Origin of the sequence: Microvirga splendida (assembly GCF_016427565.1) — a bacterium.
Classification (GTDB): domain Bacteria; phylum Pseudomonadota; class Alphaproteobacteria; order Rhizobiales; family Beijerinckiaceae; genus Microvirga; species Microvirga splendida.
The window spans coordinates 143,330-156,627 of record NZ_JAELXT010000005.1 but is presented as its reverse complement, the minus strand read 5'-3'; the positions used below and the strand labels follow the sequence as shown (position 1 = coordinate 156,627).

At 66.3% G+C, this 13,298-nt stretch carries 12 protein-coding genes; 8 read left to right on the top strand and 4 right to left on the bottom strand.

All coding sequences use genetic code 11. The annotated features are described in order from the left end of the window. The first annotated feature begins 173 nt into the window (after nt 1-173). Entirely contained in the window at nt 174-911 is a 738-nt protein-coding gene (locus JAO75_RS07525) for a hypothetical protein (RefSeq protein ID WP_199047964.1), read from the top strand. Nucleotides 912-1,153: 242 nt separating this feature from the next. On the opposite strand, the gene JAO75_RS07520 is transcribed toward JAO75_RS07525, so the two are convergent. Together JAO75_RS07520 and JAO75_RS07515 are read right to left on the bottom strand one after the other, a co-directional pair. Beyond that, nucleotides 1,154-2,362: an NAD(P)/FAD-dependent oxidoreductase gene (locus tag JAO75_RS07520; protein WP_199047962.1), complete on the bottom strand. Its 1,209-nt coding sequence runs from the start codon at nt 2,360-2,362 to the stop codon at nt 1,154-1,156. Further along, a complete protein-coding gene (locus JAO75_RS07515; protein ID WP_199047960.1) occupies nt 2,359-2,787 on the bottom strand; it encodes an Lrp/AsnC family transcriptional regulator in 429 nt (142 codons plus the stop codon). The genes JAO75_RS07520 and JAO75_RS07515 overlap by 4 nt, the downstream gene beginning before the upstream one ends. Before the next feature lie 114 nt (nt 2,788-2,901). Between JAO75_RS07515 and JAO75_RS07510 the strand changes: the two genes are divergently transcribed. From JAO75_RS07510 to JAO75_RS07495, 4 genes are all read left to right on the top strand, one after another. Next, complete coding sequence (locus JAO75_RS07510) at nt 2,902-4,035, top strand: saccharopine dehydrogenase family protein (protein ID WP_199047958.1); 1,134 nt, start codon at nt 2,902-2,904, stop codon at nt 4,033-4,035. Nucleotides 4,036-4,331: 296 nt separating this feature from the next. Further along, entirely contained in the window at nt 4,332-5,882 is a 1,551-nt protein-coding gene (gene amaB, locus JAO75_RS07505) for an L-piperidine-6-carboxylate dehydrogenase (RefSeq protein ID WP_199047956.1), read from the top strand. A 76-nt stretch (nt 5,883-5,958) separates the two neighbouring features. Further along, a complete protein-coding gene (locus JAO75_RS07500) occupies nt 5,959-7,638 on the top strand; it encodes a thiamine pyrophosphate-binding protein (protein ID WP_199047954.1) in 1,680 nt (559 codons plus the stop codon). 576 nt (nt 7,639-8,214) lie between these two features. After that, nucleotides 8,215-8,472 carry a YjhX family toxin gene (locus JAO75_RS07495; RefSeq protein WP_199047953.1) on the top strand — a complete coding sequence of 86 codons (258 nt, stop codon included), beginning with the start codon at nt 8,215-8,217 and terminating at the stop codon, nt 8,470-8,472. 33 nt (nt 8,473-8,505) lie between these two features. Here the strand turns inward: JAO75_RS07495 and tal are convergent, their stop codons facing one another. After that, nucleotides 8,506-9,477, bottom strand: a complete 972-nt coding sequence (gene tal / locus JAO75_RS07490) for a transaldolase (RefSeq protein WP_199047951.1) — start codon at nt 9,475-9,477, stop codon at nt 8,506-8,508. Between the two features lie 440 nt (nt 9,478-9,917). Next, nucleotides 9,918-10,808 (bottom strand): LysR family transcriptional regulator, encoded by an 891-nt coding sequence (locus JAO75_RS07485; RefSeq protein WP_199047949.1) that lies wholly within the window; start codon nt 10,806-10,808, stop codon nt 9,918-9,920. 118 nt (nt 10,809-10,926) lie between these two features. Between JAO75_RS07485 and JAO75_RS07480 the strand changes: the two genes are divergently transcribed. The 3 genes from JAO75_RS07480 (at nt 10,927) to JAO75_RS07470 (ending at nt 13,289) form a co-directional block, all read left to right on the top strand. Beyond that, nucleotides 10,927-12,423, top strand: coding sequence for a CoA-acylating methylmalonate-semialdehyde dehydrogenase (locus JAO75_RS07480; RefSeq protein ID WP_199047947.1), 1,497 nt, complete (start codon nt 10,927-10,929; stop codon nt 12,421-12,423). 62 nt (nt 12,424-12,485) lie between these two features. Further along, nucleotides 12,486-12,878, top strand: coding sequence for a DUF7662 domain-containing protein (locus JAO75_RS07475; protein ID WP_199047945.1), 393 nt, complete (start codon nt 12,486-12,488; stop codon nt 12,876-12,878). Continuing rightward, nucleotides 12,879-13,289: a PIN domain-containing protein gene (locus JAO75_RS07470; protein WP_199047943.1), complete on the top strand. Its 411-nt coding sequence runs from the start codon at nt 12,879-12,881 to the stop codon at nt 13,287-13,289. Nucleotides 13,290-13,298 lie beyond the last annotated feature (9 nt).

Here is a 13,298-nt window from a genome sequence, read left to right as displayed (position 1 = left end):
CTTGTCGTTCATCACCCCAGCGTTAAGCCCGGATGACGGTTCTATGACGGAAACATGACAATCATAGCCGGCTTCAAAATGGAAGCCCCTTTCCACCAAAAGGCTTAATGGCCGCCAGTGGGAACAGGCCGAAGCGCCTCTTCGTTGAGGGAGTAACCATAGGTGAGAGCCCCATGCCCCAGATGATCACAGCCCTGTTCAGGGATCCCGCCCAGGCCCGTCAGGCCCTCCAGTCCCTGCTCGAGATGGGAATCGCCCAGCATAGGATCGTGGCCGTCGGCACCGAGGATGCCCGCGAGATCTCCTCCATCTCGGGCTTCCGCACCCTCTCGGCTCGGGACGATTCCATGGAGGCGCTCCACGACCTGAACCTGCCGGATGACGACAGGCGGATCTTCCAGCAGGGCCTTCGCCGGGGCCACACCCTGATCGCCGCCCAGGTCGACCGGGATAATGCCGAGGAGGCCGTGCGCGTGCTGGAGATGTTCGACCCGGTCGATCTCGACGGCAGCAGCCGCGAGTGGCTCTCCTCGAACGACTCCGATCAGTCCAGTTCCGATCAGCCCAGCTTCGATACAGGCGCACCGCTGGGCGCGGGCATCACCGGCGGCTCCGGGGGCGGCACGACCACCACGAGCAGCCTGCCCGGCATGGGCCTGATGGCGGAAGGCGCGGACGATCTCGGCACCGCCGATCTGAGGGCGGACGGGTTCGCCCAGACCAACCAGGGATCGAGCACGACTGTCGGCACCGGCGCCCGCCGCAGCGACGAGCGGGCGGATCGCGAAGGTGTGAACGAGCTCGCCGTCGATACGCGCCCCTCCGCCGACCGGCCCGGCCTGATGCAGCGCCACATGAACCGCGGCGGCCGGATCTGGGCCTACAGCACCTCCGACGAGATGGGGCTCTGACAGCTCCAACAAGACACCTCTTGTCCTGAGAGCATGACTCATAAAGGACCGGTAGCCCTCCTCACGCCATCACCGGCCTTGTGCCGGTGATCCCGATACGGTGAGGTGCTGCGCTTTTCAGCATCGGGATGGCCGGGACTGATCCCCGGATCAAGTCCGGGGACGGCCATGACGAAAACCGAGGCGCGTTCCTTTTTATGAGCCAGCCTGTGAGGATGAGCCCGGGGGTTACGTCAGGCGCCCTAAATCACGTTGCGCTCGAGCAGCGGCCGGTTGGTGAGCACGCGCTCGTAGCCGAGCTCCGACAGGTCGAGGCTGCGGTAGCCGCCGTGGACGATCAGCTCGGCGAGCCCCCGGCCGACCGCCGGGGCCTGCTGCAGGCCGTGGCCCGAGAAGCCGTTGCAGAGATAGAAGTTTTTCAGCTCGCCCGCCTGGCCGATGATGGCGTTGTGGTCGAGCAGGCACATGTCATAGGGGCCGGACCAGGCGCGGCCGGGCCTGATCGCCTCGAAGGCGGGAACGCGGTGGGCGAGCGACGGCCAGATGAACTCCTCGAAAAACGCGTGATCGATCTCCTGGCTCGCCGGATCGTCATCGGACCAATCGAGATCGAGATCGGCTTCAGGCGAGGCGCCGCAGATGAAATGCCCCTCGCCTTCCGGGCGCACATAGGCGCCGGACGTGTCGATGAGCAGCGGGCAGTTTTCCACCGGCTCCTTGCAGGCGAAGGTGAAGACGAAACGCCGCTTGGCCTGCACCGGGATGTCGAGGCCCGCCATGGCGGCGATCGCCCGCCCGCCGGAGCCGGCGCAATTGACCAGCGTGCCGCAGGCGATCCGCGTGCCGTCCTTCAAACGCACCGCCGTGACGGCGGCGCCGTCCCGCTCCACCTCGGCCACCTCGCCCTTCACGTATTCCGCGCCGAGCGACCGCGCCTTTTTGCGGAAGGCCTGGAGCAGGCCCCAGCCGTCGAACCAGCCCTCACCCGAGCGGCCCCAGGTGCCCGCCGCGAGATCCTCCACGTTGAGCCAGGGGAAGCGGCGTTTCAGCTCATCGGGCTGCAGGAAAAGGATGTCCGCGCCCTCCGCCGCCTGCAGCGCCTGGTTCTCGCGCAGAACCTGTTCGCCGGCCTCCGACGCGCAATAGAGATAGCCGCCTTCGCGCAGGCCGATCTCCGGCCGCTCGCCATCGACCGCCAGATGATCGCCGATGCTGCGCAAAAACTGGATGCCGTAGAGCGAGATTCGGATGTTCACCGCGCTGGAATATTGCTGCCGGATCGACGCGGCCGAGAGCGCCGAGGCCGAGAGCTGGTAGGTCGGGTCCTTCTCGACCACGATGACACGCCCCTTGAAGCCGGAATCGGCGAGCAGGTGATAGGCCGCCGAGGAGCCCATGACGGCGCCGCCGACGATTACGACATCGGCGGAAAGGGAGGTGGCTGGGGTCATCGTTCGAACTTCGTTGAGAGGATGATGGAGGATTGCGTGCGCTCCACGCCTTCGACCGCGCCGATCCTGTCGATGGCGGCGTCGAGGGAGGGAACGTCCTGAGCCTCTACCACCGCCAGAAGATCGAAAACACCCGCGACGGAATGAAGCGCGCGCAATTCAGGCATGCGCTGAAGCGCCGACACCACCCCGCCCGACGCCTTGGGCGCCACCACGATGGTCACGTGCGCCCGCACCATACGACTCGCGACCTCCTCGGCGAGGCGCAGGGTGTAGCCGACGATGACGCCGCGCCGTTCCAGGCTCTCGACCCGCGCCTGCACGGTCGTGCGGGAGAGATTGAGGCGGCGCGCAGCCTCCGCATGGCCGATGCGGGCATTCTCCCGCAGGAGGGCGATCAGGGCACGATCCGTGGCGTCCAACATCACTTCGACCAGTCATAACGGCAATCTGCCGATATCTACTCGGCTTTCCGTCAGCCTGTCTATGGCGCTTTGCAGGCATCTGCCTTTTTCTTATCGGATCATACGGAGGTTTGAATGCACTCGATTCTCGTCATCGGCGCCGGCAAGATCGGCTCCACCATTGTCGACATGCTCCACGAGACCGGCGATTACAGCGTCACCGTTGCGGACGCCTCGGCCGAGGCCCTCGCGGCGGTCGCCAAGGATGGGGTCAGGACGATCCAGCTCGACTTCAGTGACGCGGTCGCCCTGCAGAATGCCCTCAAGGGCCACTACGCGGTGCTGAGCGCCGCGCCCTATCACCTGACCAGCCACGTGGCCAAGGCGGCGCGCCTCGCAGGCGTCAACTACTTCGACCTCACCGAGGACGTGGCCACCACCCGCATGGTGAAGGAATTGTCCGAGGGCGCCACGACCGCCTTCATTCCCCAATGCGGCCTCGCTCCCGGCTTCATTTCCATCGTGGCGCACGACATCGCGAGCCGCTTCGACAAGCTCGACACGGTGCGCCTGCGCGTCGGCGCCCTGCCGCAATATCCGTCGAACGCCCTGTCCTACAACCTCACCTGGAGCACGGACGGCGTCATCAACGAGTATATCGAGCGCTGCGAGGCCGTGGTCGACGGCAAGCTGCGCGAGGTTCCGGCCATGGAGGAGCTCGAGGAGTTCTCCCTCGACGGCACGCGCTATGAGGCCTTCAACACCTCCGGCGGCCTCGGCACCCTGTGCGAGACGCTCGAAGGCAAGGTGCGCAACCTGAACTACAAGACCATCCGCTATCCGGGCCACTGCGCCCTGATGCGGGTGCTGCTCAACGACCTGCAGCTGCGCAACCGCCGCGAGGTCCTGAAGGACATCCTGGAGAACGCTGTGCCGGCCACCATGCAGGATATGGTCATCGTGTTCGTAACCGTGACCGGCGAGCGCGACGGCCGCTTCGTGCAGGAGACCTATGCCCGCAGCGTCTACGGCCAGAACGTCGCCGGCACCCAGCGCACCGCCATCCAGGTCACCACCGCCGCCGGCATCTGCGCCATGCTCGACCTGCTCATCGCCGGCAAGCTGCCGAAGCAGGGCTTCGTGCGCCAGGAGGCAATCGACCTCGACAGCTTCCTGGCCAACCGCTTCGGCCGCGTCTATGCGGGCGAGCGCCTGGACGAGGGCCAGGAGCCGGCGGTGAAGAACATCCGCCTCGACGCCGTGGCTTAAGGAGAGTGTCATTCCCGGCCGGAGCGCAGCGGAGGGGAAGGGAATCCATAGCGCCGCGCGTGACAGTGGATCCCCTTCCCTCGCTGACGCTCGCCGGGGATGACAATTCACCTTGTGAGGCGGGAGCTGCCCAGCTTCTTGACCAAACCGCATGACCCTATTCGGGAAAAGCAGTTCCCTGCTTGTCCCGAAATGCTTTAAGACGGTGGCCTGACAGCCGCCGTCGTTTCGTTCCAAGGACCAGCGACGGCCAGGGCTCCATGGCGAGCCTTAAGCCCGCATCGAGGGAGATAACCATGACCGCGAGCCTGAAACCCGTATCCTCCGCGCCTGCCTCCGTGGCGGACGAGGCCCGCGCCATTCTCGCGCGCCTCGGCGTGCCGGACAGCGCCTTCGCGCCTGGCGGCCGCCCGGCCCGTTCCCCGATCACCGGCGAGGTGATCGCCCATGTGCGCGAGACCACGCCGGACGAGGCCAAGGCCGCCATCGGCCGGGCCGACGCCGCCTTCAAGGCCTGGCGCAAGATCCCGGCGCCCCGGCGCGGCGAGTTCATCCGCCTGCTCGGCGAGGAGCTGCGCGCCACCAAGGACGATCTCGGCCGTCTCGTGACCCTGGAAGCCGGCAAGATCGTCTCCGAGGGCCTCGGCGAGGTGCAGGAGATGATCGACATCTGCGATTTCGCCGTCGGCCTCTCGCGCCAGCTCTACGGCCTGACCATCGCCACCGAGCGCGCCGATCACCGCATGATGGAGACCTGGCATCCGGTCGGCGTCTGCGGCGTGATCTCCGCCTTCAACTTCCCCGTGGCCGTGTGGTCCTGGAACGCCGCGCTCGCGCTGGTGTGCGGCGACAGCGTGGTGTGGAAGCCCTCCGAGAAGACCCTGCTCACGGCGCTCGCCACGCACGCCATCGTGGAACGCGCGGCCAAGCGCTTCGGCGGCGTGCCGGAGGGCCTGTGCGAGGTGATCCTCGGCGGCCGCGAGATCGGCGAGATCCTGGTCGAGGACCACCGCGTGCCGGTTCTCTCCGCCACCGGCTCCACCGCCATGGGCCGCCAGGTCGGCCCGAAGCTCGCCGAGCGTTTCGCCCGGGCGATCCTGGAGCTCGGCGGCAACAACGCCGCGATCGTCGCTCCCTCGGCCGACCTCGATCTGGCGCTGCGCGGCATCGCGTTTGCCGCCATGGGCACGGCGGGCCAGCGCTGCACGACCCTGCGCCGCCTCTTCGTGCACGAGAGCGTCTATGACAGCCTCGTGCCGCGTCTCGCCAAGGTCTATGGCAGCGTGAAGATCGGCGATCCGCGCGAGACCGGCACGCTGGTCGGCCCGCTGATCGACCAGGCCGCTTTCGACGGCATGGAGCGCGCGCTCGACGAGGCTCGGGCTGCCGGCGGCAAGGTGCATGGCGGCGGACGCTACACGGATGTGGCGGGCGACGGCGTCTATGCCCGCCCCGCCCTCGTGGAGATGCCTGGCCAGACCGGCCCGGTGACGCGCGAGACCTTCGCGCCGATCCTCTACGTGATGCGCTATTCGAGCTTCGACGAGGTGATCGAACTGCACAATGCGGTCGGCGCCGGCCTGTCCTCCTCGATCTTCACGCTCAACATGCGCGAGGCCGAGGCCTTCATCTCGGCGACGGGCTCCGATTGCGGCATCGCCAACGTGAATATCGGCCCCTCGGGCGCCGAGATCGGCGGAGCCTTCGGCGGCGAGAAGGAGACGGGCGGCGGACGTGAATCCGGCTCGGATTCCTGGAAGGCGTATATGCGCCGCGCCACCAACACGGTGAACTACGGCAACACGCTTCCGCTCGCTCAGGGCGTGAAGTTCGACGTGGACGCCTGATCACTGCACACTTATCGAACGGAGGGCTCATGCCCTCCGTTTTGCTATCTAAACCCTCTTACATCGCGAGCTTTCCATGACAGCGCCCTCCCGCACCGGCGGCCAGATTCTTGTCGATCAGCTGACCCTTCACGGAGTCGATCACATCTTCTGCGTTCCGGGCGAGAGTTATCTGGCCGCGTTGGATGCGCTGCACGATGCCAACATCACCATCACGGTCTGCCGCCAGGAAGGCGGCGCGGCCATGATGGCCGAGGCCTACGGCAAGCTCACCGGCCGCCCGGGCATCTGCTTCGTGACCCGCGGCCCCGGCGCGACCAACGCTTCGCCGGGCATTCACATCGCCAAGCAGGACTCGACCCCGATGATCCTGTTCGTCGGCCAGATCGAGCGCGGCATGCGCGAGCGCGAGGCGTTCCAGGAGCTCGACTACCGCGCCGCCTTCGGGCCGCTCGCCAAATGGGCCACGGAAGTGGACGATCCGGCGCGCTTCCCCGAGATCGTCTCCCGCGCCTTCCATGTGGCCACCTCGGGCCGTCCCGGTCCCGTCGTGATCGCACTGCCGGAAGATGTGCTCACCGAGATGGCCACAGTCGCGGACGCGCCGCGCTATCAGGTGATCGAGACGCATCCCGGTCCCGCCCAGATGGCGGAGCTGCAGAAGCTGCTGCACGGCGCGAAAAAGCCGGTGGCGCTGCTCGGCGGCAGCCGCTGGTCGGAAGACGCCGTGCAGCGCTTTGTGCGCTTTGCCGAGCGCTTCGAGCTGCCGGTCGCCTGCACGTTCCGCCGCCAGATGCTGTTTCCCGCCGACCACGCCTCCTATATCGGCGATCTCGGCCTCGGCGTGAATCCGAAGCTGCTCGCCCGCATCAAGGAGGCGGACCTCGTGCTGCTCGTCGGCGGACGTCTCTCCGAGATCCCAAGCCAGGCCTATACGCTGCTCGACATTCCCGCGCCGAAGCAGACACTCGTGCATATCCATCCCGATTCGAGCGAACTCGGCCGGGTCTATGCGCCGCATCTCGCCATCAACGCTTCGCCCACCGCCTTCGCGGCGGCGCTCGAGGGCGTGCATCCGCCGGCTTCGCTCCCCTGGAGCGAGGGCAAGAAGGCCGCGCATGACAGCTATCTGGCCTGGAGCGACCCTGGCGAGATCAAGCATCCCGGCGCGCTGCAGATGGGCCAAGTGATGCGGCATCTGCGCGAGGTCATGCCCACCGACACGATCTTCTGCAACGGCGCCGGCAACTTCGCCACCTGGGTGCATCGCTTCTGGCCGTTCCGCCAATATGGCACGCAGCTCGCCCCCACCTCCGGCTCCATGGGCTACGGCGTGCCGGCGGCTGTCGGCGCCAAGCGCCTGCGACCCGACAGCCCGGTGGTGGTGTTCGCCGGCGACGGCGACTTCCTCATGAACGGCCAGGAGTTCGCCACCGCCGTGCAATACGACCTGCCGATCCTGGTGGTGCTCCTCGACAATGGCATGTACGGCACGATCCGCATGCACCAGGAGCGCGAATATCCCGGCCGCGTCTCGGCCACCATGCTGCAGAACCCGGACTTCGCGGCTTACGCCCGCGCCTTCGGCGGCTACGGCGAGCGCGTCGAGATGACGGAGGATTTCGCCCCCGCCCTCCAGCGCGCGCTCACCTCCGGCAAGCCGGCGATCCTGCACTGCATCCTCGACCCGGAGGCGATCACGCCCTCGATGTCGCTCTCGGCCATCCGCGAGAAAGCGCTGGCGGAGAAGAATTAAAGGCGCGCTAGGTCAGGTGTCATCCCGGACGGCGTAAGCCGATCCGGGATCGCAAGCAGGATAGAACGCCACTTCCCCTCCCCCCTTGCGGGGAGGGTGGGCGCGCCAGCGCTCGGGTGGGGGTCGCAAAGTCGGAACGCCGCCCCCGACACAACAGTCAATGCCCATCCTACCACGTCATCACCGGCCTTGTGCCGGTGATCTCGATTGCTTGGAACGCCGAGCCTCACCACATCGGGATGGCCGGGACAGGCCCGGCCATGACGGAACGGGCTCACCCGGTCGCACCACCCCCACCCCTGCCCCTCCCCGCAAGGGGGAGGGAAGAGTGCGCCACTCTCGTCCAACGATCCCGGATCTGCGCTGCGCTTCATCCGGGATGACGCAGCCTGACGATTGACGATCCCATACGGCGGCGCTTATAACGGCGCCGTTTCCTTTTGGAGCTTTTATGCGCGGAGAGACCGAGACCCGGTAAGGCCCGCTGGCAGACCGGCGGGCAGCGGCTGATCGAGATCAGCCGAACGCGCACGTGCGCGCACTCTCCGACACACCATAAAGCTTCAGGTTATTCCCGTGAACGTTTCACGCAATGGGCAGCGCGTGCTCCACGTGCTCGCGCAGGGCGGCGTCATCCGTCACTACAAGGACGAGAACGGCCGTCTTCTCGACATCGAATGTCTCACCCGCGAAGGGTGGCTCCTGTCACTCTGCACGCTCGATCTGTTCAAGGCGCTGCGCCAGAAAGGGCTGATCGCATCAATGAACGGCGGCCCCTACCGCATCACGCGGCAGGGATTGCAGGCGGTGAGAAGCCGGCCCGACAACCGTTGAGCCGGCTCCGATAGATATAAGCGGGAGGCGGCGTCAGGCCGCCTCCTTCTCCTCCAGCCGCTGCGCCACCAGCGTGCGAAGCGAGCGCAGATCCTTCACGAAGGAGCGGATGCCCTCGGCGAGCTTTTCCGTCGCCATGGCGTCCTCGTTCATGGCGAAGCGGAAGCTCTTCTCGTCCGTGCGCGGCAGCGGCGCGATCTTGTCGACGCTGTCGGCCGAGAGCTTGCGCGGCAGCTCGCCCTGCGCATTCGCCAGCTCGTCGAGGAGCGCGGGCGAGATGGTCAGCCGGTCGCAGCCGGCAAGCGCCTCGATCTCGCCGACATTGCGGAACGACGCGCCCATCACCACGGTCTCGATGCCTTGCGCCTTGTACGACGCATAGATCTTGCGCACCGACAGCACGCCCGGATCGGTCTCGCCCGTGTAGGGTCCGCCGCCCGCCTTCACGTGCCAGTCGAGGATGCGGCCGACGAAGGGCGAGATCAGGAACACGCCGGCCTCGGCGCAGGCCTGGGCCTGGGCCTGCGAGAACAGGAGCGTGAGATTGCAGTCGATGCCTTCCTCCTGGAGCACTTCCGCCGCGCGGATGCCCTCCCAGGTGGCGGCGATCTTGATGAGAATGCGCTCGCGCCCGATGCCGCGCTCCTCATAGGCCTTGATGATGGCCCGCGCCTTGGCGACCGTGGCGTCCGTGTCGAAGGAGAGGTCCGCATCCACCTCGGTGGAGACCCGGCCCGGCACGATGCCGGCGAGTTCCGCCCCGAAGGCCACCGCCAGCCGGTCGCAGATCGCCGCCACCACGTCCTCGCGGTTGCCGCCCTGGGCGCGGCCCCAGGCCAAGGCCTCGTCGACGATATGGCCGTAGGCCGGATTCTCGACCGCCTTCAGGAGCAGGGTCGGGTTGGTGGTGCAATCCTGGGGCTTCAGGCGGCGCACCGCATCGAGGTCGCCCGTATCGGCGACAACGACCGTCATGGCGCGCAATTGGTCGAGCTTGGAGGGCATCGGGATCTCCGTGGGGTTCGTTTGGATCTGACTTAGTGGGTTCAGGGGACTTCGTGAAGCCCTGGAAGCCGTCGCATTCGGTGTGCGCTCTCCCCTCCCCCTTGCGGGGATGGTGGGCGCGCAGCGCTCGGGTGGGGGTGTTTGGCCGGGTGAGCAGGAAAACCAGCATGACGTTTCTCCCTCTCCCGTGTGGGAGAGGGTTGGGGTGAGGGAAGGCCGGTGCCGAATGAAGCGCAACGGGTGACGTGCTGCATCGGACGTGTCGGCGTTAAGCTGGTGAAGCCGCATACCCTCACCCCTGCCCCTCTCCCGCCCGGGAGAGGGGATCTGTAGCAGCGTTTATGCCTCTTGAAAGAAGCGCTCCGCTCCGACTTTGCGCCCCCACCCGACCGCTACTGCGGCTCTCCCTCCCCGCAAGGGGGAGGGAAGCGGTCGGCGCCTCACACGAACAGCCCCCGGTTCGCCCTCACGCGGCTGAGGATGAAGGAATAGACCTCCTCCACGCGCCTCAAGGACCGCACATCCGCATGGGTCACGAGCCAGTAGGTGCGCAGATACGACACCTCGGGCAGCACCACCTCAAGCTCCGGGAATTGCCGCACGGCGTAATCGTGCAGGATGCCGATGCCGATCCCGGCCCGCACGGCCTCGGCCTGCGCCACCACGCTGGCGCATTCGAAACGGCGGGCGGTGTGCTTCTCAAGGGCCGAAAAGTAGTCGAGCACCGGGCTGTAGAGCAGGTCCGCCACGTAGGTCACCAGGGTCTTGCCCGTGAGATCGGCCAGCTCCGTCACGGGACCGTGGCGCTTGAGATAATCTTTCGAGGCGTAGAGCCGCAGCCGATAATCCGTGAGCTTGCGCGACACGAGGCGTCCTTCCGTCGGCTGCTCCAGGGTCACGGCGATATCGGCCTCGCGCTTGGAGAGCGAGAAGGTGCGCGGCAGCGCCACGAGTTGGAGGGTGAGGCCCGGGTGCCGCTCGGCGAGCGCCCCGAGTTCAGGGGCGAGGAAGTAGGTGCCGATCCCGTCCGGCGCGCCGATGCGCACGGTGCCCGTCAGCGCGAGGTCCGCCCCGCCGAGCTCGCTCGCGACCGCCAGCGCCTGGGTCTCCATGGCCTCGGCGTGCCGGAGCAGCCGCTCGCCGGGCTCGGTCAGGGTGTAACCTTGAGGGCTGCGCTCGAAGAGCTTGGCCTTGAGGGACGATTCGAGCGCCGAGATCCGGCGCGACACGGTGGTGTGGTCCGCCTCCAGCTGCCGGGCAGCCGCCGTGAGCCGGCCGGCGCGGGCGACGGCCAGGAAGAAGCGGAGATCGTCCCAATCGAAGGCGCTCATGCGGCCTCCCTTGATATTGGCGTTTTCGCACAACGGTGCCTCGGTTTCACCCATAGTCGTGCGATTTCAACAATGATAGAAGAAGGGTACGAAAAAACCCATGAGGAGGAGAGACGCCATGCGCGAGGTCGGACATTTCATCGGCGGCAAGCAGGTCCCCGGCAAATCGGGCCGCACCACCGAATTCTTCCAGCCCATGACCGGCGAGACCATCGGCCGGGTCGCGCTGGCGTCCAAGGACGAGCTGCGCCAGGCGGTGGAGAACGCCAAGGCCGCCCAGCCGGCCTGGGCCGCCACCAACCCGCAGCGCCGCGCCCGCGTGATGATGAAGTTCCTCGAGCTCATCGCCCAGGAAACCGATTCGCTCGCCGAGCTGCTCGCCCGCGAGCACGGCAAGACCATCGTGGACGCCAAGGGCGACATCCAGCGCGGCGTCGAGGTGGCGGAGTTCTGCACCGGCATCCCGCACCTGCTGAAGGGCGAGTTCACGGAAGGCGCCGGCCCCGGCATCGACATGTACTCGATCCGTCAGCCGCTGGGCGTCGTGGCCGGCATCACGCCGTTCAACTTCCCGGCCATGATCCCGCTGTGGAAGCTCTCGCCGGCCATCGCCTGCGGCAACGCCTTCATCCTGAAGCCCTCCGAACGCGATCCGGGCGTGCCCATGCGCCTGGCTGAGCTCATGATGGAAGCGGGCCTGCCGGCCGGCATCCTCAACGTGGTCAACGGCGACAAGGAAGTGGTGGACGCGATCCTCGACGATCCTGACATCAAGGCCGTGGGCTTCGTCGGCTCCTCGCCGATCGCGCAATACGTCTATTCGCGCGCCACCGCCAATGGCAAGCGCGCGCAGTGCTTCGGCGGCGCGAAGAACCACATGATCATCATGCCGGACGCCGACCTGGACCAGGCGGCCGACGCCCTCATCGGCGCCGGCTACGGCTCGGCGGGCGAGCGCTGCATGGCGATCTCGGTGGCAGTACCCGTGGGCCGGGCCACCGCCGACGCCCTCATGGACAAGCTGATCCCGCGGGTCGAGAGCCTGAAGGTCGGCTCCTCCACCGATCCGTCGGCCGATTTCGGCCCGATGATCACCCGGGCCCACATGGAGAAGGTGCGCTCCTACGTGGATATCGGCGTGCAGGAAGGCGCCAAGCTCGTGGTCGACGGCCGCGACTTCAAGATGCAGGGCTACGAGAACGGCTTCTACATGGGCGGCTGCCTCTTCGACGAGGTGACCACCGACATGCGCATCTACAAGGAAGAGATCTTCGGCCCCGTGCTCTCCGTGGTGCGCGCCAAGGATTACGAGGATGCGCTTCGCCTGCCCTCCGACCACGAATACGGCAACGGCGTCGCGATCTACACCCGCGACGGCGACGCCGCCCGCGACTTCGCCTCGCGCGTGAACGTGGGCATGGTGGGCATCAACGTGCCGATCCCGGTGCCGCTCGCCTACTACACCTTCGGCGGCTGGAAGGCTTCCGGCTTCGGCGACCTCAACCAGCACGGCCCGGACGCGGTGCGCTTCTACACCAAGACGAAGACCGTCACGTCCCGCTGGCCCTCCGGCATCAAGGAAGGCGCGGAATTCTCCATTCCGACGATGAAGTAACTGCCCTTGACGGCGTAGTAACTATGTGTAACTATGAGTTACTACGCCGTTAGGAGGGTACTGTGTCGAAGTACGAGCCGCTGAAGCGTCACCTCGCAACGTTGCCTGTTCCGGTGTGGCGCACAAGTTTCAGAGAGATCGAGCGCATCCTGGGCTTTCCGCTGCCTCCGTCTTCACGCCGGCACCGTGCGTTATGGTCGAACAATCCTCAAAACCACGTCATGACCAAAGCTTGGCTGAATGCCGGCTGGCTCACGGAGCAGGTCGACCTTGAGAAAGAGGAGCTCGTCTTTCGCAAAACCGTCTCCGGTGGGAATGGAAACTCCTCGGCGGGATCGTCTCAGGCAGCGCAGTCTCCCTTCGCAGGGTTGAAGGGGACGGTCCGTATTCATGCGGATTTCGACATCACTGAACCGACCGGAGAGGAATGGTCCGCCGAGAGTGGAACCCTCTAAGTGGCGACACTTCTTCTCGATACCTGTGCCGTGCTTTGGATCGCCAATGGCGAAGAGATTTCAGAGAATTGCCGCCAAGCCGTTGACGAGGCTGCGCAAGCGGACAAGATCCTGATCTCTCCCATAACGGCATGGGAGATAGCAACCCTTGTGCGGAAAGGCAGAATTGCTTTGAGCATGGCACCTGAAGTCTGGTTTGAGGCTGCTCTCGCCTTGCCCGGGATGAGGTTGGCTCCAATGCCTCCACGCACGCTGATTGCATCTGCCTTTCTGCCGGGGACGCCACCGGCAGATCCCGCCGACAGGATCATCGCCGCAACGGCTCGAGCCGAGGATCTCATTCTCGTAACCCGAGACCGGAAACTCTTGTCCTACGGCGAGGAAGGGCACGTTCGTGTCCTTGCCTGCTGATCGAACGAT

Excerpts from the sequence above, each read along its gene's own strand:
- JAO75_RS07525 (WP_199047964.1), top strand. The coding sequence starts at position 174 with ATGCCCCAGATGATCACAGCCCTGTTCAGGGATCCCGCCCAGGCCCGT.
- JAO75_RS07520 (WP_199047962.1), bottom strand. The coding sequence starts at position 2,362 with ATGACCCCAGCCACCTCCCTTTCCGCCGATGTCGTAATCGTCGGCGGC.
- JAO75_RS07515 (WP_199047960.1), bottom strand. The coding sequence starts at position 2,787 with ATGTTGGACGCCACGGATCGTGCCCTGATCGCCCTCCTGCGGGAGAAT.
- JAO75_RS07510 (WP_199047958.1), top strand. The coding sequence starts at position 2,902 with ATGCACTCGATTCTCGTCATCGGCGCCGGCAAGATCGGCTCCACCATT.
- amaB (WP_199047956.1), top strand. The coding sequence starts at position 4,332 with ATGACCGCGAGCCTGAAACCCGTATCCTCCGCGCCTGCCTCCGTGGCG.
- JAO75_RS07500 (WP_199047954.1), top strand. The coding sequence starts at position 5,959 with ATGACAGCGCCCTCCCGCACCGGCGGCCAGATTCTTGTCGATCAGCTG.
- tal (WP_199047951.1), bottom strand. The coding sequence starts at position 9,477 with ATGCCCTCCAAGCTCGACCAATTGCGCGCCATGACGGTCGTTGTCGCC.
- JAO75_RS07485 (WP_199047949.1), bottom strand. The coding sequence starts at position 10,808 with ATGAGCGCCTTCGATTGGGACGATCTCCGCTTCTTCCTGGCCGTCGCC.
- JAO75_RS07480 (WP_199047947.1), top strand. The coding sequence starts at position 10,927 with ATGCGCGAGGTCGGACATTTCATCGGCGGCAAGCAGGTCCCCGGCAAA.